25 protein-coding genes are annotated in these 19681 nt (G+C 61.6%); 19 read left to right on the top strand and 6 right to left on the bottom strand.

Translation table 11 applies throughout. The features are described from left to right. Positions 1–160: 160 nt before the first annotated feature. A complete protein-coding gene (galU, locus tag CGA22_RS15435) occupies positions 161–1000 on the bottom strand; it encodes a UTP--glucose-1-phosphate uridylyltransferase GalU (protein ID WP_003182953.1) in 840 nt (279 codons plus the stop codon). 234 nt (positions 1001–1234) lie between these two features. Between galU and CGA22_RS15440 the strand changes: the two genes are divergently transcribed. Both CGA22_RS15440 and CGA22_RS15445 read left to right on the top strand, forming a co-directional pair. After that, the gene (locus CGA22_RS15440; RefSeq protein WP_041022205.1) at positions 1235–1450 is read left to right on the top strand and encodes a hypothetical protein; all 216 of its coding nucleotides are present in this window, start codon (positions 1235–1237) and stop codon (positions 1448–1450) included. A gap of 116 nt (positions 1451–1566) precedes the next feature. Next, positions 1567–1848, top strand: coding sequence for a lipoprotein (locus CGA22_RS15445; RefSeq protein WP_041022206.1), 282 nt, complete (start codon positions 1567–1569; stop codon positions 1846–1848). A 25-nt stretch (positions 1849–1873) separates the two neighbouring features. On the opposite strand, the gene CGA22_RS15450 is transcribed toward CGA22_RS15445, so the two are convergent. After that, on the bottom strand, positions 1874–2224 hold the full coding sequence (locus tag CGA22_RS15450) for a hypothetical protein (protein ID WP_041022207.1): 351 nt from the start codon (positions 2222–2224) through the stop codon (positions 1874–1876). Positions 2225–2507: 283 nt separating this feature from the next. Between CGA22_RS15450 and CGA22_RS15455 the strand changes: the two genes are divergently transcribed. The 5 genes from CGA22_RS15455 (at position 2508) to ada (ending at position 5678) form a co-directional block, all read left to right on the top strand. Beyond that, on the top strand, positions 2508–2810 hold the full coding sequence (locus CGA22_RS15455) for a DUF1883 domain-containing protein (protein WP_041022208.1): 303 nt from the start codon (positions 2508–2510) through the stop codon (positions 2808–2810). A 25-nt stretch (positions 2811–2835) separates the two neighbouring features. Further along, entirely contained in the window at positions 2836–3006 is a 171-nt protein-coding gene (locus CGA22_RS15460) for a hypothetical protein (RefSeq protein WP_177329247.1), read from the top strand. Between the two features lie 132 nt (positions 3007–3138). After that, a complete protein-coding gene (locus CGA22_RS15465; protein WP_041022209.1) occupies positions 3139–3849 on the top strand; it encodes a 2OG-Fe(II) oxygenase in 711 nt (236 codons plus the stop codon). Next, complete coding sequence (gene alkB / locus CGA22_RS15470) at positions 3836–4516, top strand: DNA oxidative demethylase AlkB (protein ID WP_041022210.1); 681 nt, start codon at positions 3836–3838, stop codon at positions 4514–4516. The genes CGA22_RS15465 and alkB overlap by 14 nt, the downstream gene beginning before the upstream one ends. 88 nt (positions 4517–4604) lie before the next feature. Further along, positions 4605–5678, top strand: coding sequence for a bifunctional DNA-binding transcriptional regulator/O6-methylguanine-DNA methyltransferase Ada (ada, locus tag CGA22_RS15475; RefSeq protein WP_041022211.1), 1074 nt, complete (start codon positions 4605–4607; stop codon positions 5676–5678). On the opposite strand, the gene CGA22_RS15480 is transcribed toward ada, so the two are convergent. Beyond that, positions 5642–6130, bottom strand: a complete 489-nt coding sequence (locus CGA22_RS15480) for a GyrI-like domain-containing protein (protein WP_041022212.1) — start codon at positions 6128–6130, stop codon at positions 5642–5644. The two genes, ada and CGA22_RS15480, sit on opposite strands and share 37 nt — an antisense overlap. A 149-nt stretch (positions 6131–6279) precedes the next feature. Between CGA22_RS15480 and CGA22_RS15485 the strand changes: the two genes are divergently transcribed. From CGA22_RS15485 to CGA22_RS15520, 8 genes are all read left to right on the top strand, one after another. Beyond that, positions 6280–7353 carry an NAD(P)H-dependent flavin oxidoreductase gene (locus CGA22_RS15485; protein ID WP_041022213.1) on the top strand — a complete coding sequence of 358 codons (1074 nt, stop codon included), beginning with the start codon at positions 6280–6282 and terminating at the stop codon, positions 7351–7353. Between the two features lie 230 nt (positions 7354–7583). Beyond that, positions 7584–8336 carry a molybdate ABC transporter substrate-binding protein gene (modA, locus tag CGA22_RS15490; protein ID WP_041024887.1) on the top strand — a complete coding sequence of 251 codons (753 nt, stop codon included), beginning with the start codon at positions 7584–7586 and terminating at the stop codon, positions 8334–8336. Beyond that, on the top strand, positions 8337–9017 hold the full coding sequence (gene modB, locus CGA22_RS15495) for a molybdate ABC transporter permease subunit (RefSeq protein ID WP_041024888.1): 681 nt from the start codon (positions 8337–8339) through the stop codon (positions 9015–9017). Between the two features lie 3 nt (positions 9018–9020). After that, complete coding sequence (gene modC, locus CGA22_RS15500; RefSeq protein WP_041024889.1) at positions 9021–10100, top strand: molybdenum ABC transporter ATP-binding protein; 1080 nt, start codon at positions 9021–9023, stop codon at positions 10098–10100. A 236-nt stretch (positions 10101–10336) separates the two neighbouring features. Beyond that, on the top strand, positions 10337–11392 hold the full coding sequence (locus CGA22_RS15505) for a DNA topoisomerase IB (RefSeq protein ID WP_041024890.1): 1056 nt from the start codon (positions 10337–10339) through the stop codon (positions 11390–11392). A gap of 105 nt (positions 11393–11497) precedes the next feature. Further along, positions 11498–12061, top strand: a complete 564-nt coding sequence (locus CGA22_RS15510; protein ID WP_041024891.1) for an ATP-dependent Clp protease proteolytic subunit — start codon at positions 11498–11500, stop codon at positions 12059–12061. A 264-nt stretch (positions 12062–12325) separates the two neighbouring features. Next, positions 12326–12508: a general stress protein gene (locus tag CGA22_RS15515; RefSeq protein ID WP_024777334.1), complete on the top strand. Its 183-nt coding sequence runs from the start codon at positions 12326–12328 to the stop codon at positions 12506–12508. Positions 12509–12571: 63 nt separating this feature from the next. Next, positions 12572–12799, top strand: a complete 228-nt coding sequence (locus tag CGA22_RS15520) for a hypothetical protein (RefSeq protein WP_084213833.1) — start codon at positions 12572–12574, stop codon at positions 12797–12799. A 57-nt stretch (positions 12800–12856) separates the two neighbouring features. On the opposite strand, the gene CGA22_RS15525 is transcribed toward CGA22_RS15520, so the two are convergent. After that, positions 12857–13390 carry a DUF3087 family protein gene (locus tag CGA22_RS15525; protein ID WP_041024893.1) on the bottom strand — a complete coding sequence of 178 codons (534 nt, stop codon included), beginning with the start codon at positions 13388–13390 and terminating at the stop codon, positions 12857–12859. A 217-nt stretch (positions 13391–13607) separates the two neighbouring features. Between CGA22_RS15525 and ppnN the strand changes: the two genes are divergently transcribed. After that, on the top strand, positions 13608–14981 hold the full coding sequence (gene ppnN, locus CGA22_RS15530; protein WP_024777331.1) for a nucleotide 5'-monophosphate nucleosidase PpnN: 1374 nt from the start codon (positions 13608–13610) through the stop codon (positions 14979–14981). A gap of 126 nt (positions 14982–15107) precedes the next feature. Here the strand turns inward: ppnN and CGA22_RS15535 are convergent, their stop codons facing one another. Continuing rightward, complete coding sequence (locus CGA22_RS15535) at positions 15108–15773, bottom strand: HAD family hydrolase (RefSeq protein ID WP_188258641.1); 666 nt, start codon at positions 15771–15773, stop codon at positions 15108–15110. Between the two features lie 141 nt (positions 15774–15914). After that, positions 15915–17261 carry an MATE family efflux transporter gene (locus CGA22_RS15540; RefSeq protein ID WP_041020019.1) on the bottom strand — a complete coding sequence of 449 codons (1347 nt, stop codon included), beginning with the start codon at positions 17259–17261 and terminating at the stop codon, positions 15915–15917. Between the two features lie 743 nt (positions 17262–18004). Here CGA22_RS15540 and CGA22_RS15545 point away from each other — a divergent pair. The 3 genes from CGA22_RS15545 to CGA22_RS15555 are packed head-to-tail and all read left to right on the top strand — an operon-like array spanning position 18005 to position 19596. Further along, on the top strand, positions 18005–18916 hold the full coding sequence (locus CGA22_RS15545) for a methyl-accepting chemotaxis protein (protein ID WP_370444470.1): 912 nt from the start codon (positions 18005–18007) through the stop codon (positions 18914–18916). An 11-nt stretch (positions 18917–18927) separates the two neighbouring features. Further along, the gene (locus tag CGA22_RS15550) at positions 18928–19296 is read left to right on the top strand and encodes a response regulator (protein WP_003203044.1); all 369 of its coding nucleotides are present in this window, start codon (positions 18928–18930) and stop codon (positions 19294–19296) included. 15 nt (positions 19297–19311) lie between these two features. After that, complete coding sequence (locus CGA22_RS15555) at positions 19312–19596, top strand: lipid asymmetry maintenance protein MlaB (protein WP_041020021.1); 285 nt, start codon at positions 19312–19314, stop codon at positions 19594–19596. Positions 19597–19681: the final 85 nt, after the last annotated feature.

The raw sequence follows: 19681 nt of genomic DNA on the forward strand, positions 1-19681 counted from the left end.
CGTTGGTTATGGGGGCGGAAAATGAAAATGCCAGGGTGAGGTTCATCGAGGATATAAATCCCCTCGCCACAGGGTTCTATGCCAGACACGGCAATACATTGCCCCAAAAAAAACGCCCCGAACCAGTCGGGGCGTTTTTTTCAGTTCGCAGCGTGGGCTATCAGTAAGCCTTGCCGGTCTTGTAGAAGTTCTCGAAGCAGAAATTGGTCGCGTCGATGTAGCCTTCGGCACCACCGCAGTCGAAACGCTTGCCCTTGAACTTGTAGGCCATGACGCAGCCGTTCTGGGCTTGCTTCATCAGGGCGTCGGTGATCTGGATCTCACCGCCCTTGCCTGGTTCGGTCTGTTCGATCAGGTCGAAGATGTCCGGCGTCAGGATGTAGCGGCCGATGATTGCCAGGTTCGACGGAGCGTCTTCAGGCTTTGGCTTTTCAACCATGCTGTGCACGCGATAGATGTCGTCGCGGATCATTTCGCCAGCGATCACGCCGTACTTGTTGGTTTCCTGCGGATCGACTTCCTGGATCGCCACGATGGAGCAGCGGAACTGCTTGTACAGCTTGACCATCTGGGTCAGCACGCCGTCGCCTTCCAGGTTGACGCACAGGTCGTCCGCCAGCACCACGGCGAAGGGTTCGTCGCCGATCAGCGGACGGCCGGTCAGGATCGCGTGGCCCAGGCCTTTCATTTCGGTCTGGCGGGTGTAGGAGAACGAACACTCATCCAGCAGTTTGCGGATACCGACCAGGTATTTTTCCTTGTCGGTGCCCTTGATCTGGTTTTCCAGCTCGTAGCTGATGTCGAAATGGTCTTCCAGCGCGCGCTTGCCACGGCCGGTCACGATGGAGATTTCCGTCAGGCCCGCATCGAGGGCTTCTTCGACACCGTACTGGATCAGTGGCTTGTTCACCACCGGCAGCATTTCTTTGGGCATGGCCTTAGTCGCTGGCAGGAAGCGAGTACCGTAACCGGCTGCAGGGAACAAGCATTTCTTGATCATATGAATCCTTTAAAAGGCGGTGTGTACGACGAGTTTCGGCGCAGTCTAATCAGGCCGCGGGCACCTTACAATGCCTGCACTGGCCAACCGATGCCATCATAGAGAAATAAACCGGCGGATAGTTCAATCGCCTTTCGTTTCGGGGGTTCAACGGTCCTGCCGCAAGCCCGTAGGCACCGTTTGCGTGCATTTGGCGTATCATGGCGCCCTTGATCCCGCCAATGAGGCAGCTAGATGTCGGCAACACGAAACGCAAACGGTTATTCGGTCAGTCAGGACAAGGACGGCCAGTGGTGGATTGTCAATTACCATGGCGAGCAGGTTGCCGGTCCCTTGCCCACCAAGACCATGGCGGTGGAAGTGGCCGCGGTGTTCCAGGATGAGCGCCCTGCGCCCGCCGCCAAGGAACGCGAAAAAGCTCCGGCACGCACCGATCGCCGCAAGAAATAACCGGACAGGCCTGGGTCAAATGCCTTGTGGCTTTGGCGCAGGCCTGTTGTTTATCTGTACCGAAATGACCATTCGCTATAACCTCGCGCTGTCCCTTCCCTTGCGATGACCACTCCATGAAAACGTTTCTGGCGCTGTTTACGGTCCTGGCCCTGGCGGGCTGTGCCTCGACTGAAAATACCTATCTGGCCAACGGCGAGCAGGGCCTGACCATCGACTGTTCAGGCGAAGCCAATTCCTGGGCCGCCTGCTATGAAAAGGCAGATGCCTCCTGCGCCGGCACCGGCTACCGTATCGTCGGCACCGATGGTACGCCCCAGGCCAATGAAAGCGACAAGACCTTGGGCGTGAATGTCGGCAACTTCACCAGCCGCAGTGTCGTGGTGGTGTGCAAGTAAGCTGCGGACGGAGCTGATACCTTCCTCAGCCGGAAATGCAGGCGTTGGCCGCAGCCTGCACATCACCCGGGCGAACCGGTACATTGGACATGCTTTCATGCAGCTTGATGCTGCTGCCACCGGAGCGCTCGTCAATGTCGAACACCGCTGCCGGCAGGCTCGACAGTTTGCCGGGAACGATCAGCCGGACACCGTTCTTGTGGGGTTCCATCTGCAACGCGCCGCGACTGTCGGCCAACTTGTCGGCGATGCACTTGGCATACTCGTGAGGTTTCTTACCGGAGATAACGCTCATGGTGGGCGGCGTCTGGTTGATGTCCGATACCGATGCACATCCACTCATGGCCACTGCCAACACCCACACACTACGCTTCATATGATTCCTCCGACAAAGACCCTCCGACAGCGTAGAAGCCGTTTTGCTCCAGTGCCTTGCGTTTTTTTATCCGGCACGCTGCGCTAAACCAGCAAAGCCGGGTCGAAGGCTAATGCCAGTCAGTCAAGCCACAAACCTGTGGGAGCAAAGCTTTGCTCCTACAGGTTTTGCGCCGTATCAGGATCGAGGGCAGGCTATTTAACCCTCGGTGCTGATAAACTGCGACCTATTATTGCAGCCCTACCGTGTCAAGCGAGTAGAAAAAGCCCTTCTGGAGGCGCCCATGAAATTCATCCACCAACGCGAGCACCTCAACGAAGACGACATAGTCGTCATCGAGTGCTCCCAAACGTGCAACATCCGCTTGATGAACGACGCGAACTTCCGCAGTTTCAAGAATGGCGGACGGCACACTTACCATGGCGGCGCATTCGATACGTTCCCGGCACGGATCACCGCACCGAGCACCGGTTTCTGGAACATCACCATCGACACCGTCAGCCGTCGGGCCATCAGCGTCACGCGCAAACCGACCCTGACCCACAAGATCAAAATCATCCGGCGCTCCAGCTCGAAACTGAGCTGAGCCCCCCGCTCACATAGGTAAAACCGTGGCCCAGACAACCAAATATGTCATCAAGTACAAACTCAACGACGAACGCCGCTTCGACTTCGCGCAGCTGGAAACCGGCACCGAGGAAGAAGCCCGGGCGGCGCTGGAAGCATTGCATGGAAAAACCGACGATGTGATCAGCGAGGTCAAGGTCAGCAAGGCGTTGTAAAGCTTTTTGTGGGGTGATGCGGCGTGAGAGATGGCCCCCGGTCCAGAATGGAACATTGACCGCAAGCCCCGGGGTGTTGGCCAACAGGACATCCGCCAAACTGACCAATCCTCTCCCCCCAGGATTGTCACCATGTCTCCTCCGCCCCAGTTCATAAATGCAATCGACCAACCCGCCCTGGAGCAGAGCCTCGAACAGGATGGCAGCGGCGTGCTTCGCCATCTGCTGTCGGCAACTCAATGTCGACAGCTCAGCGGCCTGTACGCGCAGCCCGGGCTGTTCCGTTCCCGGGTGATCATGGCCCGCCACGGATTCGGGCGCGGCGAATATCAGTATTTCCGCTACCCGTTGCCCACTATCGTCCAGCAGCTGCGTGAAGCGTTGTATCCGCTGCTAGTGCCCCTGGCGAACCGCTGGAACGAATGCATGGGCCTTGAGGTGAGGTATCCCGACGCGCACGGCGATTTCATCCGGGACTGCCATGGCGCCGGGCAACAGCGTCCAACGCCGTTGCTCCTGCAATATGGCCCTCAGGATTACAACTGCCTGCACCAGGACCTGTACGGCGAGCAGGTATTCCCGCTGCAGGTGGCGATACTGCTGTCGGAACCTGGCCAGGACTTTACCGGCGGCGAGTTCGTGCTCACCGAACAACGCCCGCGCATGCAGTCGCGCCCCCAGGTCATCGATCTGAAACAGGGCGATGCCGTGGTGTTTGCCGTGCATCAACGACCGGTCAAAGGCATTCGCGGTTATTATCGGGTGAACATGCGCCATGGCGTCAGCCGCGTGCACAGCGGCCAACGGCACACCCTGGGAATCATTTTTCATGACGCGCAATGACGACAACCCGATCACGCTGGACCTGTTCGCCGACGAGCCGCCGGCGATGTCCGGCCAGATCGAACAGATTGGCCAGCAGGCGTTCGTGCTACGCGGGTTCGCCCTACCTTGGCTGGAGCGATTGCTGCCAGCCCTGGAAACGGTCTTGCAGGCCGCGCCGTTCCGGCAGATGGTCACGCCCGGCGGCTTTACCATGTCGGTGGCCTTGAGCAGTTGCGGCGCGCTGGGCTGGACCACCGACCGCAGCGGCTATCGCTACACCGCCCATGACCCACAGACCGGCCGCCCCTGGCCCGACATGCCGGCGTTGTTCCGCGAACTGGCCCAGGCCGCCGCCCGAGCAGCGCATTTCGAGGACTTCGACCCTGACGCCTGCCTGATCAACCGCTACGTGCCGGGAGCGCGGATGTCGTTGCATCAGGACAAGGATGAACGCAGTCTTGCGGCCCCCATCGTCTCGATCTCCCTGGGCCTGCCGGCGGTGTTCCAGTTCGGCGGATTCGAGCGCAGCGACAAGCCCCTGCGTGTTCCGCTCTTTCACGGCGACACCGTGGTCTGGGGCGGCGTCGACCGGCTGCGTTACCACGGCGTGCTGCCGCTCAAGGACGGCCGGCATCCACGGCTGGGCGCGCAGCGGATCAACCTGACATTCCGCACCGCCGGATAACCATGCAGAATTCAACCGCAAGACCCGGAGTGTCGCCTTCTCGCAGGCTGGTTACTGTAGCCAAAACGGGCCAATGGACAGAACGACCATGAACACCACTTCGAACACCCTCGCCCCTGAACTGGACCCTCGCTGGGCCGCCGTGCTCGCCCGGGACCCACGCGCAGACGGACAATTCGTCTACGGCGTGAAGACCACCGGTATCTACTGCCACCCCAGCAGCCTGTCGCGCCTGCCCAATCCGCGCAACGTCGAATTCTTCGACACGCCGGAACAGGCCCAGGCCGCCGGCTATCGTCCCAGCAAACGCGCCGCTAGGGACCAGACCCAGGTGGCCGCCCAACAAGCCGCCCGGGTCGCGGCGGCCTGCCGACAGATCGAGGCGGCCGAGGAACTGCCAGGGCTCAATGAACTGGCGCAAAGCGCCGGCTTGAGCCCCTTCCACTTCCATCGGATCTTCAAGACCGTCACCGGCTTGACCCCCAAGGGCTATGCCGCCGCCCACCGCTCGCGCAAGGTGCGCGAACGCCTGGCCGATGCAGGCACCGTCACCGAAGCGTTGTACGACGCCGGCTTCAACTCCAACAGCCGCTTTTACGAGGCGGCGGATAAAGTGCTGGGCATGAAACCCGCCGACTACCGCGCCGCCGGGCAGAACACCGACATCCGCTTCGCCGTCGGGCAATGTTCCCTGGGGGCGATCCTGGTGGCGCAAAGCGAACGAGGCGTGTGCGCCATTCTGCTGGGAGACGACCCGGACGCGCTGGTCCGCGACCTGCAGGACAAATTCCGCCGCGCCAACCTCATCGGCGCCGACCGGGCATTCGAGCAATTGGTCGCCCAGGTGGTCGGTTTCATCGAAGCGCCCGCCCTGGGCCTGGACCTGCCCCTGGATTTGCAGGGCACGGCGTTCCAGGAGCGGGTCTGGCAGGCCCTGCGGGAGATTCCGCCGGGCAGCACCGCCAGCTACGCCGAGATCGCCCAGCGCATCGGCCTGCCCAAAGCCGTGCGCGCGGTGGCCCAGGCCTGTGGCGCCAACAGCCTGGCCGTGGCGATCCCCTGTCACCGGGTGGTGCGCAGCGACGGCAACCTCTCGGGCTATCGCTGGGGCGTGGAGCGCAAGCGTCAGTTGCTGGCGCTGGAGCGCTCGTCCGGGGACTGAACGCCGATGTAGATCGCCACCGAATCGGGGCCGCTGTAGACCTCGAAGTCGGTGGCGAAGCGGCGCAGGGTCTGCGGGTTGTCGGCGAAGTACGCCCAGATCAGGCCCCAGGTCTGGATCACGCAGTCGGGCATCGGCCCCTTGGCCGAGAACACCAGGTAGTCCCCACCTTCGATGTCCACGGCGGGGTAGCCTGGGCTCGTCGCGTCGACCTCCACGCCGGCCGTCACATCGAAATGCCCGGTCGCATCGGACTCATAGTTGGAATACACCCCATAGACGAACGACTCCGAGCGCCTGGCCGGAATCAGGTCGAACAGTCCTTCGGTGAAGAACCGCTCCCACATCGGACCGATCCTTGCCGTGTCGGGTTGCTGCTCATCGGTGTTGCGGGTGCGGACCTGCAAACCCGCCACGCTGAAGGGTTCGACTGCCTTGAGTTTGACGTCCATGACTTAGGCTCCTGGGTAAGTGGAGCACGCATGGTAATCCTCTCACCCGAGGGATCAAGCACTCGCCTTCGATTGAAAAACTCGACTGGCCCTGGCGGGGTCACACCTGCTACAAACAAGGTTTCCTGCCCTGCCGGAGCACCCTGCACATGAGCCAATGGCCAGACACCCGCATTCTCGACCTGCTCGGTATCGAGCTGCCCATCATCCAGGGGCCGCTGGCCGGGGTGACCGGGCCCGCCATGGTGGTCGCCACCTGCAATGCCGGCGGGCTGGGCTCGATGCCGGCGGCGATGCTGGACGTCGAGCAACTGCGCCAGGCATTGACGACGATCAGCGAGCAGACCGACAAGCCGTTCAACGTGAATTTTTTCTCCCATCAGCCGCCGGCCTTCGATGAGCAGCGGGCCGAGGCCTGGAAACAGCGGCTCAAGCCCTACTATGAGGAACTGGGCGCCGATTTCGAGGCACCGACGCCGGTGTCCAACCGCACGCCGTTCGACGATGCAGCCTGCCGGGTGCTGGAGCAGATGCGACCGAAAGTGGTCAGCTTCCATTTCGGGTTGCCGGAGCAATCCCTGCTGGATCGGGTAAAGGCCACCGGGGCGAAAATCCTTTCTTCGGCGACCACCGTCGAGGAAGCCATCTGGCTGGAGCAGCACGGTTGCGACGCGATCATCGCCATGGGCTACGAGGCCGGCGGCCACCGTGGGATGTTCCTCAGCGACGACCTCAACACCCAGGTAGGCCTGTTCGCCTTGCTGCCCCAGGTGGTGGATGCGGTGAAAGTACCGGTGATCGCCACCGGTGGCATCGGCGATGCGCGGGGGATCGTTGCGGCGTTTGCCCTTGGCGCATCGGCCGTGCAACTGGGCAGCGCGTACCTGTTCACCCCCGAGGCCAAGATCAGCGCATCCCATCACCGGGCGCTGCGCACCGCCAGGGAAAGCCAGACCGCTGTGACCAACCTGTTCACCGGACGACCGGCGCGGGGCATCGTCAACCGGGTGATGCGCGAGGTCGGCCCGATGAGCCCGCTGGCACCGGCATTCCCTCTGGCAGGCGGTGCGCTGATGCCGCTGCGGGCCAAGGATGAAGCCGACTTCAGCAACCTCTGGGCGGGCCAGGCGTTTCCCATGGGCCGGGAGTTGCCAACCGGTGAGCTGACCCGGCGCCTGGCTGATGAAACACTGGCGCGGCTTGGCAAGGGTTCAGGTGCCTGAGCACTGCATCGCCGCCCAGGACGCCATCGCGAGCAGGCTCGCTCCCACAGGGATCCGGGGTAAACACGAGCCTCTGCTCATACCGCGCATCCTGTGGGAGCGAGCCTGCTCGCGATGAGGCCGGCACATTCAACCACTGCCAACTGCAACAGCACAAAACTCACATTCCGTTTGTCAGGCATTCGCTATATATTTCCGTATATAGCGAAACTACCCCTACGGAGTCTTCAATGCGCCCCACCCGCTTCGCGCCATTGCTGCTGACCACCTTCCTGATCGCTGGCGCCGCCCAGGCCGATGAAGTACAGGTGGCCGTAGCCGCCAACTTCACCGCACCGATCCAGGCCATCGCCGCCGACTTCGAAAAAGACACCGGCCACAAACTGGTCGCGGCTTACGGCGCAACGGGGCAGTTCTACACCCAGATCAAGAATGGCGCGCCCTTCGAAGTGTTCCTCGCCGCCGACGACACCACCCCGGCCAAACTGGAAAACGAAGGCAACACCGTCAAGGACTCGCGCTTCACCTACGCCATCGGCACGCTGGCGCTGTGGTCGGCCAAGAACGGCTATGTCGACGACCAGGGCCAGGTCCTCAAGAGCAACGGCTTCCAGCACCTGTCCATCGCCAACCCCAAGGCCGCACCCTACGGCCTGGCCGCGACCCAGGTGCTGGACAAATTGGGGTTGACCGCGCAGGTCAAGGGCAAGATCGTCGAAGGCCAGAACATCACCCAGGCCTATCAGTTCGTCTCCACCGGCAACGCCGAACTGGGCTTCGTGGCGCTGTCCCAGGTGTACAAGGATGGCAAGCTCGTCAGCGGTTCGGCATGGATCGTCCCGGCCGAACTGCACGACCCGATCAAACAGGACGCTGTGATCCTCAGTAAAGGCCGTGACAACCCCGCCGCCAAGGCGTTGATGGACTATCTCAAGAGTCCGAAAGCCGCCGCCATCATTCAATCCTACGGTTACCAACGCTAAATGCCGCTGACCAGTGCCGATTATTCAGCGATATGGCTGACCCTCAAACTCGCCTCGCTGACCACAGTGATCCTGTTGCTCATCGGCACGCCCATCGCCCTGTGGCTGTCGCGCACCCGCTCCTGGTTGCGCGGGCCGATAGGTGCGGTGGTGGCCCTGCCGCTGGTGTTGCCGCCCACCGTGATCGGCTTCTATCTGCTCCTGGCGTTAGGGCCCAATGGCTGGATCGGCCAGCTGACCCAGACTCTGGGGTTGGGCACCCTCACGTTCAGTTTCACCGGGTTGGTGATCGGTTCGGTGATCTATTCCATGCCGTTTGTGGTGCAGCCCTTGCAAAACGCGTTCGCGGCCATCGGCCGTCGCCCCCTGGAGGTCGCCGCCACCCTGCGCGCCGGTCCCTGGGATACCTTCTTCAGCGTCATCCTGCCCTTGGCCCGCCCCGGCTTCATCACCGCCGCCATCCTCGGCTTCGCCCACACTGTCGGCGAGTTCGGCGTGGTGCTGATGATCGGCGGCAATATCCCGGACAAGACCCGGGTGGTGTCGGTGCAGATCTACGACCACGTCGAAGCCCTGGAATACGCCCAGGCCCACTGGCTGGCGGCGGCGATGCTGGTATTTTCATTCGTTGTGCTGCTGGCGCTGTACACCAGCCGCAGGACCCGGACAGCCTGGAGCTGATCGATGATTCAGGCGCGCTTGCAGCTCGACCACGGCAGTTTTTCCCTGGACCTGGATGTGCAACTGCCAGGCCGGGGCGTGACGGCGCTGTACGGTCCGTCCGGCTCCGGCAAGACCACCTGCCTGCGCTGTATCGCAGGCCTGGAGCGTGCGCCACGGGGCTTCGTGCGAATCAACGGCGACCTGTGGCAGGACAGCGAACGCGGTGTGTTCGTGCCGCCCCATCAACGGGCGGTGGGCTATGTGTTCCAGGAGGCCAGCCTGTTCAGCCATCTGTCGGTGCGGGGCAACCTCGCATTCGGTCTCAAGCGCATCGCCCCGGGACAACGGCGGGTGGACATGGCCCAGGCCAGCGAACTACTGGGCATCGGCCATTTGCTCGAGCGCCAGCCCCACAACCTGTCCGGCGGTGAGCGCCAGCGGGTGGGCATTGCCCGCGCCCTGCTGACCAGCCCACGCCTGTTGTTGATGGATGAGCCATTGGCCGCGCTCGATACGCGCCGCAAGAACGAGATCCTGCCCTACCTGCAACGGCTCCACGATGAGCTGGACATCCCGGTGCTGTACGTCAGTCACTCCCAGGACGAAGTGGCGCGCCTGGCCGACCACATTGTGTTGCTCGACGGCGGTCGCGCGCTGGCCAGCGGGCCGATTGGCGAGACCCTGGCGCGGCTCGACCTGCCGCTGGCCCTGGGGGACGACGCAGGCGTGGTGATCCAGGGCACGGTCAGCGATTACGACCCTGCCTATCAATTGCTCACCCTGACACTGCCCGGTAGCCCGCTGCACGTGCGGGTGGCTCATACGCCGCTGGCCATCGGACAGCCGCTGCGCTTCAAGGTCCAGGCCCGGGACGTCAGCCTCAGCCTGGCGAACGATGCCCAGACCAGCATCCTCAATCGCTTGCCGGTCACGGTGACCGGCGAACTGGCCGCCGACAACGCCGCCCACGTGCTGATCCGCCTGGAAGCGGCCGGCACGCCGCTGCTGGCCCGCATCACTCGCTACTCCCGCGATCAGTTGGCGTTGCATCCGGGGCAGGTGCTGTGGGCGCAGATCAAGGCGGTGGCGGTGTTGGCCTGAGGCGTGACGCGGCCTGACAGCCGTCCTGTCTTTCGGAGCGTACGCCCTTCCCTGTGGGAGCGAGCCTGCTCGCGATAGCGGTGGTTCAGTTGCATTGATGCTGAAGGTACCGCCGTCATCGCGAGCAGGCTCGCTCCCACAGGGGTTCTGGGTCTTCTCAGAAATTCGGCACGACCGCAATCGGCCGCGGTCAATGAATCCATAGGCCACTGCATTCGCTGCCCAAGGATTTCCCCATGCCCGACACCTCGCCACCGGAAGCATTGCCGGCCGACCTGCATTATGTCGATGACACCAGCCCGGGCATCACCCGCAGGAAGTTGCGGGGCAAGTTCTGTTATTTCGATCCGCAGGGCCAACGCATCACCGATGCGGCCGAAATCAAGCGCATCAATGCCCTGGCGGTGCCGCCGGCCTACACCGATGTGTGGATCTGCAGCGACCCGCGCGGGCATCTCCAGGCCACCGGCCGGGACGCCCGTGGGCGCAAGCAATACCGTTACCACGCGCGCTGGCGCGAGGTGCGCGATGCCGACAAGTATTCGCGGATGCTGGAGTTCGGTCGCACCCTGCCCCGCTTGCGCAAACGCCTGGAGGCGATTCTCGCTACACCCGGTTTCAGTCGTGACAAAGTCATGGCCACCGTCATCACCTTGCTGGACGTGACCCTGATCCGCGTCGGCAACAGCCAATACGCCCGGGAGAATCGCTCCTACGGCCTGACCACCCTGCGCAGCAAACACGTCGAGGTCAACGGCAGCGCCATCGCCTTCCAGTTCCGCGGCAAGAGCGGCGTCGAGCACCAGATCACCGTAAAGGACCGACGCTTGGCGCGGATCATCAAGCGCTGCCAGGAAATGCCGGGGCAGAATCTGTTCCAGTACCTGGACGAACACGGTGAACGCCACGCCATCAGTTCCTCGGACATCAATGCCTACCTCAAGACCCTGACCGGTGCCGAGTTCACCGCCAAGGATTACCGCACCTGGGCCGGCAGCGCGGCGGCCCTGGCGGGCTTGCGGACGTTGCGCTGGGAAACCGAGACAGAAGCGAAAAAACACATCGCCGAGATGGTCAGGCAGGTCGCCCGGCAATTGGGCAACACGCCGTCCGTCTGTCGCAAATGCTACATTCATCCTGCGGTGCTGGAAGGTTTCCTGCTCGGCACGTTGAAGCAACTGCCCAAGCCCCGGGCCCGTAAAGGCCTCAGCGAAGAGGAAGCCGGGCTGGCGATGTTTTTGCAACAGGTGATGCAAGCCACGCAAGCGTGCGAGTCGAAATTCGAAAGCTGACACGACCCGAACAACGGCTCCCCCATCAGGAACATCCAGCCAACGGTGAACTCCCAACTGTACGGTCCCGCAACACCTCACGCGTGAAATCGACAGGAGTCCTCGATGTCCGAACACATTGTCCATTTTCATTGCCAGATCGATCAGGGAACCACCGAACGCTTCCGCGACAACTGCCTGGAGGCGATCGAGAAAGGCGCGGATTCGCTGATGCTCAATCTCTCCACGGTCGGCGGCAGCACCAACTTCGGCTTCACCCTCTATACCTTTATCAAGTCCCTCCCGGTGCCGGTGCGTGCGGTGAACGCCGGCAATATCGAGTCCATGGGCATCGTCATGTACCTGGCCGCCAGCGACCGTACCACGACCCCTCATTCGCGCTTCCTGATCCATCCCATGAACTGGTATTTCGGCCAGAAATCGGTGGATCACTCGCGTCTGCGCGAATACCTGTCCAGCCTGGACAACGACGTCGCGCGATACGTGGAGATCTACGTCAAGGAAACCGCCGGGGCCGCCACGCAGCTGGATATCTTCAAATGCCTGTGCAACGAGGAGCGGGTCATCCCGGCGGAAAACTCCCTGGCCTTTGGTATCGCCCACCGGGTCGAGCAGGTGGTATTTCCTACGGATGCCAAACATTGGAAAGTCAGTGGTGGCGAGGATTAGGCGCTCATGAGGCCCCCACCACTTCAGTCAAGCCATTTTTCCGACAGGGGAAATTGTAATTAATAAAACAAGATATCCGCTGTTCCCTGTATAAAAATACTCAATGCCTTACAACAACGAAACGAAACGGCGATGTGCTTTTTAATTACCAGGAATGACCATTCGTCGCCAGCGCAACGCTTTTATTAAACTTCCCCCGCCGCTTACCTTTCACATTTAATGCGAGGCACGTTGCTCGCTTAAACCAGTATGAGGATTCTCGAAATGGCTAACAGCGGAAACAAAAACCCAGGCAACTTCGCAAACGATCGTGAAAAAGCATCTGAAGCCGGTAAGAAAGGCGGACAGGCGTCGGGCGGCAACAACACCAACGACCGTCAAAAAGGCTCTGGCGCCGGCAGCAAAGGCAGCGAACGCGGCCAAAGCGGCGGTGGCCGGAAGTCATAACTCCTGAGACCCGCTGGGGCGCAGCCTTGCTGCGCCCTGGTGCTGGATGAGTCGAGGTGAGACATGAGCAATCAGGAGCGGTTCATTGTCAGCTTTATCGCCAACGGCCAACCCGATAGCCGAGTGATGGAAGCCGACAGTGAGACATTGAGTGTCAGCGAGGCCGAAGCCCTGCTGAGAGTTTCTTTCAGCGAACTCAAAGACGCTCGATTGAGTGATGTTCAAGTTCAGAAAAAAACACGCCCCACTGAACAAGAACATGGCGTGCCCGGACACTTTAAACAGCCATAGCCGACAATGTTTAAATGTTTATAAGATTATCTGACGCATTGATAGTCTCTTAACCGATCAGCGCTGGGTATAAGTACTTTTCACCGTATCGATCCACGCCGGATCCAGGCATGACTGTCCGATATCCAGGCCCATCTGCTGCATCCTCTCCAGATGTTCCTCGGCTTCTCGCGCCAACGTCCCCTGGTCGCTGGAATTGGCGTCCAGCTGATGCATTTGGTCCAGCCCCAAGTGATAGAACCGCAGCACCTTCATGGCGGTCGGGTCATGGGCCTGCACACCCGCCCTCACCTGATGCATGACGTTGGTGACGCGCATCAGGCTGCGCTTGAGCTGCCAACCATACACCGCCGCGGCCATCCAGGGTTGCGTCCAGAGATACAGGCGCATCAGCGCGGCCATCACCAGCACCGCGACAATCACCCCGCCCAGGTTGATGCGAAAGTTATCGCCCCCTGGTGTGCCGAACAGCATCACCGCCAGGCTGGACAACAGCATGGCCAGCGCCAGGAACACCACAGCGATGATCAGTGTGCTGCGGCGGGTCTGCTGTCGGTAGAGGTTGGCGTCCCACGGTTTGAGCTCGAACATCGCTGTGCAATTTCCTTGTACGGCACGAAAAGAGTCGAGCATTATCGCCTGCCCGGCCGATTTAGCTATGCTGGGGCTCATTTTGTGTTGCACCCGACCCGAAGGATCCGGATCAAAGTCCATGGCGATACCGCAAGGATCGTGCGATCTTTCTGTGTGGACGTATTTTTCAAGATGCCGCCTCAGTGTGCACGGCATCGTTTTCAAGGAAAGCTGAATGACTCAAAGACATGTAATCAACGCTTCGGTAAGCCCGAAAGGCAGCCTGGAGACCCTGTCCCAGCGCGAAGTCCAGCAACTGAGCGAAGCCGGTTCCGGCAGCATCTATACCCTGTTCCGCCAGTGCGCCCTGGCTATCCTCAATACTGGCGCCCATGTCGACAACGCCAAGACCATCCTGGAAGCCTACAAGGATTTCGAGATCCGCATTCATCAACAGGACCGTGGCGTGCGCCTGGAACTGTTGAACGCGCCGGCCGACGCCTTCGTCGACGGCGAGATGATCGCCAGCACCCGGGAAATGCTGTTCAGCGCCCTGCGCGACATCGTCTACACCGAGAACGAACTGGATAGCCAGCGCATCGACCTGAGTTCGTCCCAGGGCATCAGCGACTACGTGTTCCACCTGCTGCGCAACGCCCGCACCTTGCGTCCTGGCGTGGAGCCGAAGATCGTCGTGTGCTGGGGTGGTCACTCGATCAATACCGAAGAGTACAAGTACACCAAGAAGGTCGGCCACGAACTGGGCCTGCGCAGCCTGGACATCTGTACCGGCTGCGGACCCGGCGTGATGAAAGGCCCGATGAAAGGCGCCACCATTGCCCATGCCAAGCAACGCATCCATGGCGGCCGCTACCTGGGTCTGACCGAACCGGGCATCATCGCCGCCGAGGCACCGAACCCGATCGTCAACGAGCTGGTGATCCTGCCGGATATCGAGAAACGCTTGGAAGCTTTCGTGCGTGTCGGCCACGGCATCATCATCTTCCCGGGCGGTGCCGGTACAGCGGAAGAGTTCCTGTACCTGCTGGGCATTCTGATGCACCCGGCCAACCAGGACCTGCCCTTCCCGGTCGTCCTCACCGGGCCGAAAAGCGCCGCGCCGTACTTCGATCAACTGCATGCCTTTGTCGGTGCGACCCTCGGCGAAGCGGCCCAGAAGCATTACCAGATCATCATCGACGACCCGGCCGAAGTGGCACGGCAGATGACCCAGGGGCTCAAGGAAGTGAAGCAGTTCCGCCGCGAGCGCAACGACGCCTTCCACTTCAACTGGTTGCTGAAAATCGATGAAGGCTTCCAGCGTCCGTTCGATCCGACCCACGCCAACATGGCCAGTCTGGGCTTGAGCCTCGACCTGCCGTCCCATGAGCTGGCCGCCAACCTGCGCCGTGCGTTCTCCGGGATCGTGGCCGGTAACGTCAAGGACAAGGGGATCCGCCTGATCGAAGAACACGGCCCTTACGAGATCCACGGCGATCCCGCCATCATGGAACCCCTCGACCGCCTGCTCCAGGCCTTCGTCGCCCAGCACCGGATGAAATTGCCGGGCGGCGCGGCCTATGTGCCGTGTTATCGCGTGGTGACCTGATCCTCCGGAACACCCTGCCCTTTGTGGGAGCGAGCCTGCTCGCGATGACGGCGGTACATTCAGCATCTATGCAGCTGAAGCAGCGCTATCGCGAGCAGGCTCGCTCCCACAGGGATCATGTAGCGGTTATGGAATCCGGGTCAGCCGCAGGAAGCCATTAGTGTTTACAGTGACGCCAAGCCCACGGTAATCCTCGATCGACGGATGAACCGTGTCCACCGGATGCGCATGCGTCGCCGTCACCACCATCACATCCGCCCCCGCCGCCTCGCCGGCCCGGATACCGGCGTCGGCATCCTCGAACACCAGACAATCCTCCGGCGTCACCACCAACCGCTCGGCAGCCAGTCGATAGCAGGTGGGGTTGGGCTTGCCGTCGCTGACATCTTCGGCGGTGATCATCACGGCGGGGCGTGGAATGCCGGCAGCTTTCATCCGGTGCAGGGCCAATGTCAGGGGGGCCGAGGTGACGATCGCCCAGCGCTCGGGTGGCAGATCGTTCAAGAACGCCACGGCGCCCGGCACGGGCACCACGCCTTCGACATCTTCGATTTCTTCCTGGGTAAGCCGCTCGGCTTCAGCCTGGGCATCCACCCCCGGTAGATGCTGGCGAGCGATGGTATCGATGGCCCGCACGCCATGGATGGTGGGCAGGAATGTCGCCACGTCCACACCGTGGCGCAGCGCCCAGCGGGTCCAGATCCGCTCGGCGGCGGCGATGGAGTTCAGCAGCGTGCCGTCCATGTCGAAGAGGAAGGCGTGGTAGGCCTTGGATGAGTGTTTTACGGACATCGGATTCTCACAGTCAAAACATTGGTCCCCTGTGGGAGCGAGCCTGCTCGCGAAGGCGTCGGCACCATCGAATGGAGGTTGCCTGACACACCGCTATCGCGAGCAGACTCGCTCCCACAGGGGCTATGGTGTCTGGGGGATTTATATCAACCGCTCGATCGACTGATGTTGCCAGACCCGTTTGTAATACAGCACCTGCAGCAACAACATGCTCAGGTACGCCACGGGAAACGCCATCCATACCCCTTCCAGGCCGAAGTGGGCGTCGAGCAGGTAAGCCGCCGGCACCTGTACGCCGACAATGCAGAAAATCGAGATCGCCACCGGCATCAACACCGTGCCGCTGGCGCGCATGATGCCGCCGACGATGGCCTGGAAACCGAACACCAGCAAGCTCCAGAGCATGATATGCAACAGGTGTTCGGCCTGGACCCGTGCCGCCGGGTCGGTAATGAACAACCCCAGCAGCCAATGGGACAACAGGTACCCCAGCAACACCAGTCCACCCGTCAGCCAGACGTTGATCAGCAGCCCCGTGCGCAGGATCGGCCCCAGGCGCTCCAAGCGTCCGGCGCCAATGGCCTGGGCACCGAGGATAGAGGCGCTGATGGCAATCGACAACGCCGGAAACTGCACGTAGTTGACGATCTGCGTCACTGCGCCGTAGGCCGCGGTGGCTTGGGAACCGTGGCGATTGACCAGCGCCAGGATCACCAGCTCCGACAAGGAGATCACCACCATCTGCAACCCCGTCGGCAGGCCGATGCGCAGCACCTTGGCGAGGATCTCCCGGTCCAGGCGCATCGCCGCGAATAACGCCCGGTCCGGTGCCAAGGCATGCTCGCGGCGGTTCAAGCGCCACGCCAGCAACACCATGGCCGACGCCGTGCCCACCAGTCCCGCCAGTGCCGCGCTCTGGATGCCCATCTGCGGCAGTCCCAGCCAACCACGAATCAACGCCGGCGTGAGGAGCATCCCAACCCCGGTGGACATCAGCAATGCCAGCAGAGGCGTCAGCGTATCGCTGACCCCGCGCAACAGCTGGGTGAACAATACGAACACCAGCAATATCGGCAGAATCCACATCATGACCCGGGCATAGGCAACCGCGTCCTCCAACACATCGGCCGGCGTACCCAAGCCTTGCAGGGCCTGGCGCGTAAAGACACTGCCGAGCACCGCCGCCACCAGTCCGATGATCGCCCCCAACAGCAGCGTCGAGCCGGCAATCGCCTTCACCGTGCCGGTTTCCTGCGCACCGTAGGCCTGCCCGATCAACACCCCGGCGCCAGCGCCCAGGCCGATCACCAGCGCAATGAAGAAGAACAGGATCGGAAACATGCCCGACACCGCCGCCAATGCCTGGGTGCCAAGCATTTGGCCGATATAGATGCTATTGAGCGTACCGGACATGGACTGTAGGAAATTGGACAGGACCATGGGGGTGAGGAACAGGAGGTAGGTTTTCCAGAGCGGCTGGGTCGGCATGGGGGCTCTTGATGGCAGGTTCGACAATTCAGGTGTCGGTAATTTAGCGCAATCCTGAGCAACCTGTGGGGGCAAAGCTTGCCCTAATGCCAGTCAGTCAAGGATCAAACGGCGCAAAAACTGTGGGAGCTAAGCTTGCTCGCGATAGCGGCAGACCAGCCAAAATGGTTGCTGGCAGACTTACGGCAATCGCGAGCAAGCTTTGCTCCCACAGGTTCGTGTATCAGGGCAAGCCTTGCTCCCACAGGTTTCATCCCGTCAGCCCGATTCGACATTTCACAGACTGTGGCTAATCTGAAGTAGCACAGTGCCACGCTCTGAGTAGGCCCTTGCCTACAGATGTCAGAAATCGGACGACTGGTCTTCAAGTCAAATCCGAGATCGCAGATAACCAGTTATTCGCCAATAACCTGTTAGCAACACTGTTCAAGGACCGAACCATGACGTCGTACCCACACGGTCATTCCTTTTCTCCCATCCAACCTCGCCTCCTCTGGAGTCCCCTGCTCGTGGCCGTCGCCGCTGTCATCGGCGTGCTGCTGCTCAACGAGACGAATGCACAGAACATCGGTTTAAGCGCAGTGCTTCTGGTCCTCGGCCTCGTTACCGGCCTGTGGGGCGCGCGGGTGCGACGTCGGCAGTTCGATGACGCGCTGGCTGCCACCGTCCGGCACGACCAGCAAGCCACCGAGCACGCCACCCATAAAGCCAGCGCACAGCTCAACGAAGTCATCCTCGGTGCCATGCCGATCTGGGCCAAGCAGGTCGAAAGCTCCCGGCAGCAGACCGAGACCGCGATCGTTTCGCTGACCAGCCGCTTCACCGGTATTTCGTCACGCCTGGAAGAAACCGTGCAAGCCTCGCAACTGGCCGCCGGCGAGCTGGCCGGAAAAAGCAGTGGCGGCGCCGTGCAGGTGCTGGCCCAGAGCGAAAGCGAACTGGTGCGGGTGATCGATTCCTTGAAAGCCACCCAAGCCAGCCGCGACGAAACCTTGGCCCAGGTGCGCAACCTCACCGCCTACACCGGCGAACTGCGGACCATGGCCGCCGACGTCGCCGCGATTGCCGCGCAAACCAACCTGCTGGCCCTCAACGCCGCCATCGAAGCCGCCCGGGCCGGTGAAGCCGGGCGCGGTTTCGCGGTGGTGGCCGACGCCGTGCGCAGCCTGTCGAGCAAGTCCAGCGAGACCGGCCAGCAGATGTCGGCCAAGGTCGACATCATCAATACCGCCATCACCCAATTGGTCCAGGCCGCCTCCAGTGGCGCCGATCAGGACAGCCACTCGGTGTCCAGTTCCGAGGACAGCATCCAGCGTGTGTTGGAGCGCTTCAAAAGCGTCACCGGGCAGCTCGCCGATTCGGCGGACCTGCTGCAACAGGAAAGCTACGGCATCCGCGACGAACTCACCGAGGTGCTGGTCAGCCTGCAATTCCAGGATCGGGTCAGCCAGATCCTCAGCCACGTGCGCGACAACATCGAGGACCTGCATGTACACATGCAGCAGGCCCAGCAGTCGCCCGACCAGGCCGTGTCCATCGATGCCCGCCAATGGCTGGCCCGCATGGAAACCACCTATGCCACCGACGAGCAACGCCGCAACCACCACGGCGACTCGGGCGTGCAACAAGCTTCACAGGAAATAACCTTCTTCTAGGAGAGCCGTTCATGGCTAAAAGTGTATTGGTTGTCGACGACTCCGCGAGCGTTCGGCAGGTCGTCGGCATTGCGTTGAAAAGTGCCGGCTACGACGTGATCGAAGCCAGCGATGGCAAGGACGCGCTGGGCAAGCTCAACGGGCAGAAAGTGCACCTGATCATCAGTGACGTGAACATGCCGAACATGGATGGCATCACCTTCGTCAAGGAGGTCAAGAAGCTGGCCAGCTACAAGTTCACGCCGATCATCATGCTCACCACCGAATCCCAGGAATCGAAGAAACAGGAGGGCCAGGCGGCAGGCGCCAAAGCCTGGGTGGTCAAGCCGTTCCAGCCCGCGCAAATGCTGGCGGCGGTGTCCAAACTGATCCTTCCTTGATGGCCGGAGGCTGTGATGCCACTGCTGTACGAAACACAGGGTGACACCGCGCAGGTGCAGATCGACGGCGAGCTGACGATCTACACCGCCGCCGACCTGGCCGCGCAATTGCTGCCCTGCCTGGGCAATACACCGCGCCTGGAACTGGACCTGTCACAGGTGACCGAGATGGACGGCGCCGGCCTGCAACTGCTGCTGATAGCCCAGCGCGAGGCGCCGAAGGCCGGTACCCAACTGACCCTGACCGCTCGCAGCAAGACCGTTAGCGAAACACTCGAGCTGTGCAACCTGCTGGCCTAATGGCCTGTACGGTTAATTTGAGTAAACGAATTAGCCACACAGGCCACTAGCCCGCATCACCGCCCGACACGACAAAGGATATGAG

The sequence above is a fragment of the Pseudomonas sp. PSB18 genome (assembly GCF_014596565.1).
Classification (GTDB): Bacteria; Pseudomonadota; Gammaproteobacteria; order Pseudomonadales; family Pseudomonadaceae; genus Aquipseudomonas.

Coding starts and splice junctions, on each gene's coding strand:
- CGA22_RS15515 (WP_024777334.1), top strand. CDS start 12,326: ATGGCTAACAGCGGAAACAAAAACCCAGGCAACTTCGCAAACGATCGT.
- CGA22_RS15545 (WP_370444470.1), top strand. CDS start 18,005: ATGCCGATCTGGGCCAAGCAGGTCGAAAGCTCCCGGCAGCAGACCGAG.
- CGA22_RS15555 (WP_041020021.1), top strand. CDS start 19,312: ATGCCACTGCTGTACGAAACACAGGGTGACACCGCGCAGGTGCAGATC.
- CGA22_RS15445 (WP_041022206.1), top strand. CDS start 1,567: ATGAAAACGTTTCTGGCGCTGTTTACGGTCCTGGCCCTGGCGGGCTGT.
- CGA22_RS15550 (WP_003203044.1), top strand. CDS start 18,928: ATGGCTAAAAGTGTATTGGTTGTCGACGACTCCGCGAGCGTTCGGCAG.
- CGA22_RS15480 (WP_041022212.1), bottom strand. CDS start 6,130: ATGGACGTCAAACTCAAGGCAGTCGAACCCTTCAGCGTGGCGGGTTTG.
- CGA22_RS15535 (WP_188258641.1), bottom strand. CDS start 15,773: ATGTCCGTAAAACACTCATCCAAGGCCTACCACGCCTTCCTCTTCGAC.
- modB (WP_041024888.1), top strand. CDS start 8,337: ATGCCGCTGACCAGTGCCGATTATTCAGCGATATGGCTGACCCTCAAA.
- CGA22_RS15525 (WP_041024893.1), bottom strand. CDS start 13,390: ATGTTCGAGCTCAAACCGTGGGACGCCAACCTCTACCGACAGCAGACC.
- CGA22_RS15455 (WP_041022208.1), top strand. CDS start 2,508: ATGAAATTCATCCACCAACGCGAGCACCTCAACGAAGACGACATAGTC.
- CGA22_RS15485 (WP_041022213.1), top strand. CDS start 6,280: ATGAGCCAATGGCCAGACACCCGCATTCTCGACCTGCTCGGTATCGAG.
- alkB (WP_041022210.1), top strand. CDS start 3,836: ATGACGCGCAATGACGACAACCCGATCACGCTGGACCTGTTCGCCGAC.
- CGA22_RS15440 (WP_041022205.1), top strand. CDS start 1,235: ATGTCGGCAACACGAAACGCAAACGGTTATTCGGTCAGTCAGGACAAG.
- CGA22_RS15505 (WP_041024890.1), top strand. CDS start 10,337: ATGCCCGACACCTCGCCACCGGAAGCATTGCCGGCCGACCTGCATTAT.
- ada (WP_041022211.1), top strand. CDS start 4,605: ATGAACACCACTTCGAACACCCTCGCCCCTGAACTGGACCCTCGCTGG.
- CGA22_RS15450 (WP_041022207.1), bottom strand. CDS start 2,224: ATGAAGCGTAGTGTGTGGGTGTTGGCAGTGGCCATGAGTGGATGTGCA.
- modA (WP_041024887.1), top strand. CDS start 7,584: ATGCGCCCCACCCGCTTCGCGCCATTGCTGCTGACCACCTTCCTGATC.
- ppnN (WP_024777331.1), top strand. CDS start 13,608: ATGACTCAAAGACATGTAATCAACGCTTCGGTAAGCCCGAAAGGCAGC.
- CGA22_RS15540 (WP_041020019.1), bottom strand. CDS start 17,261: ATGCCGACCCAGCCGCTCTGGAAAACCTACCTCCTGTTCCTCACCCCC.
- modC (WP_041024889.1), top strand. CDS start 9,021: ATGATTCAGGCGCGCTTGCAGCTCGACCACGGCAGTTTTTCCCTGGAC.
- CGA22_RS15465 (WP_041022209.1), top strand. CDS start 3,139: ATGTCTCCTCCGCCCCAGTTCATAAATGCAATCGACCAACCCGCCCTG.
- CGA22_RS15520 (WP_084213833.1), top strand. CDS start 12,572: ATGAGCAATCAGGAGCGGTTCATTGTCAGCTTTATCGCCAACGGCCAA.
- galU (WP_003182953.1), bottom strand. CDS start 1,000: ATGATCAAGAAATGCTTGTTCCCTGCAGCCGGTTACGGTACTCGCTTC.
- CGA22_RS15510 (WP_041024891.1), top strand. CDS start 11,498: ATGTCCGAACACATTGTCCATTTTCATTGCCAGATCGATCAGGGAACC.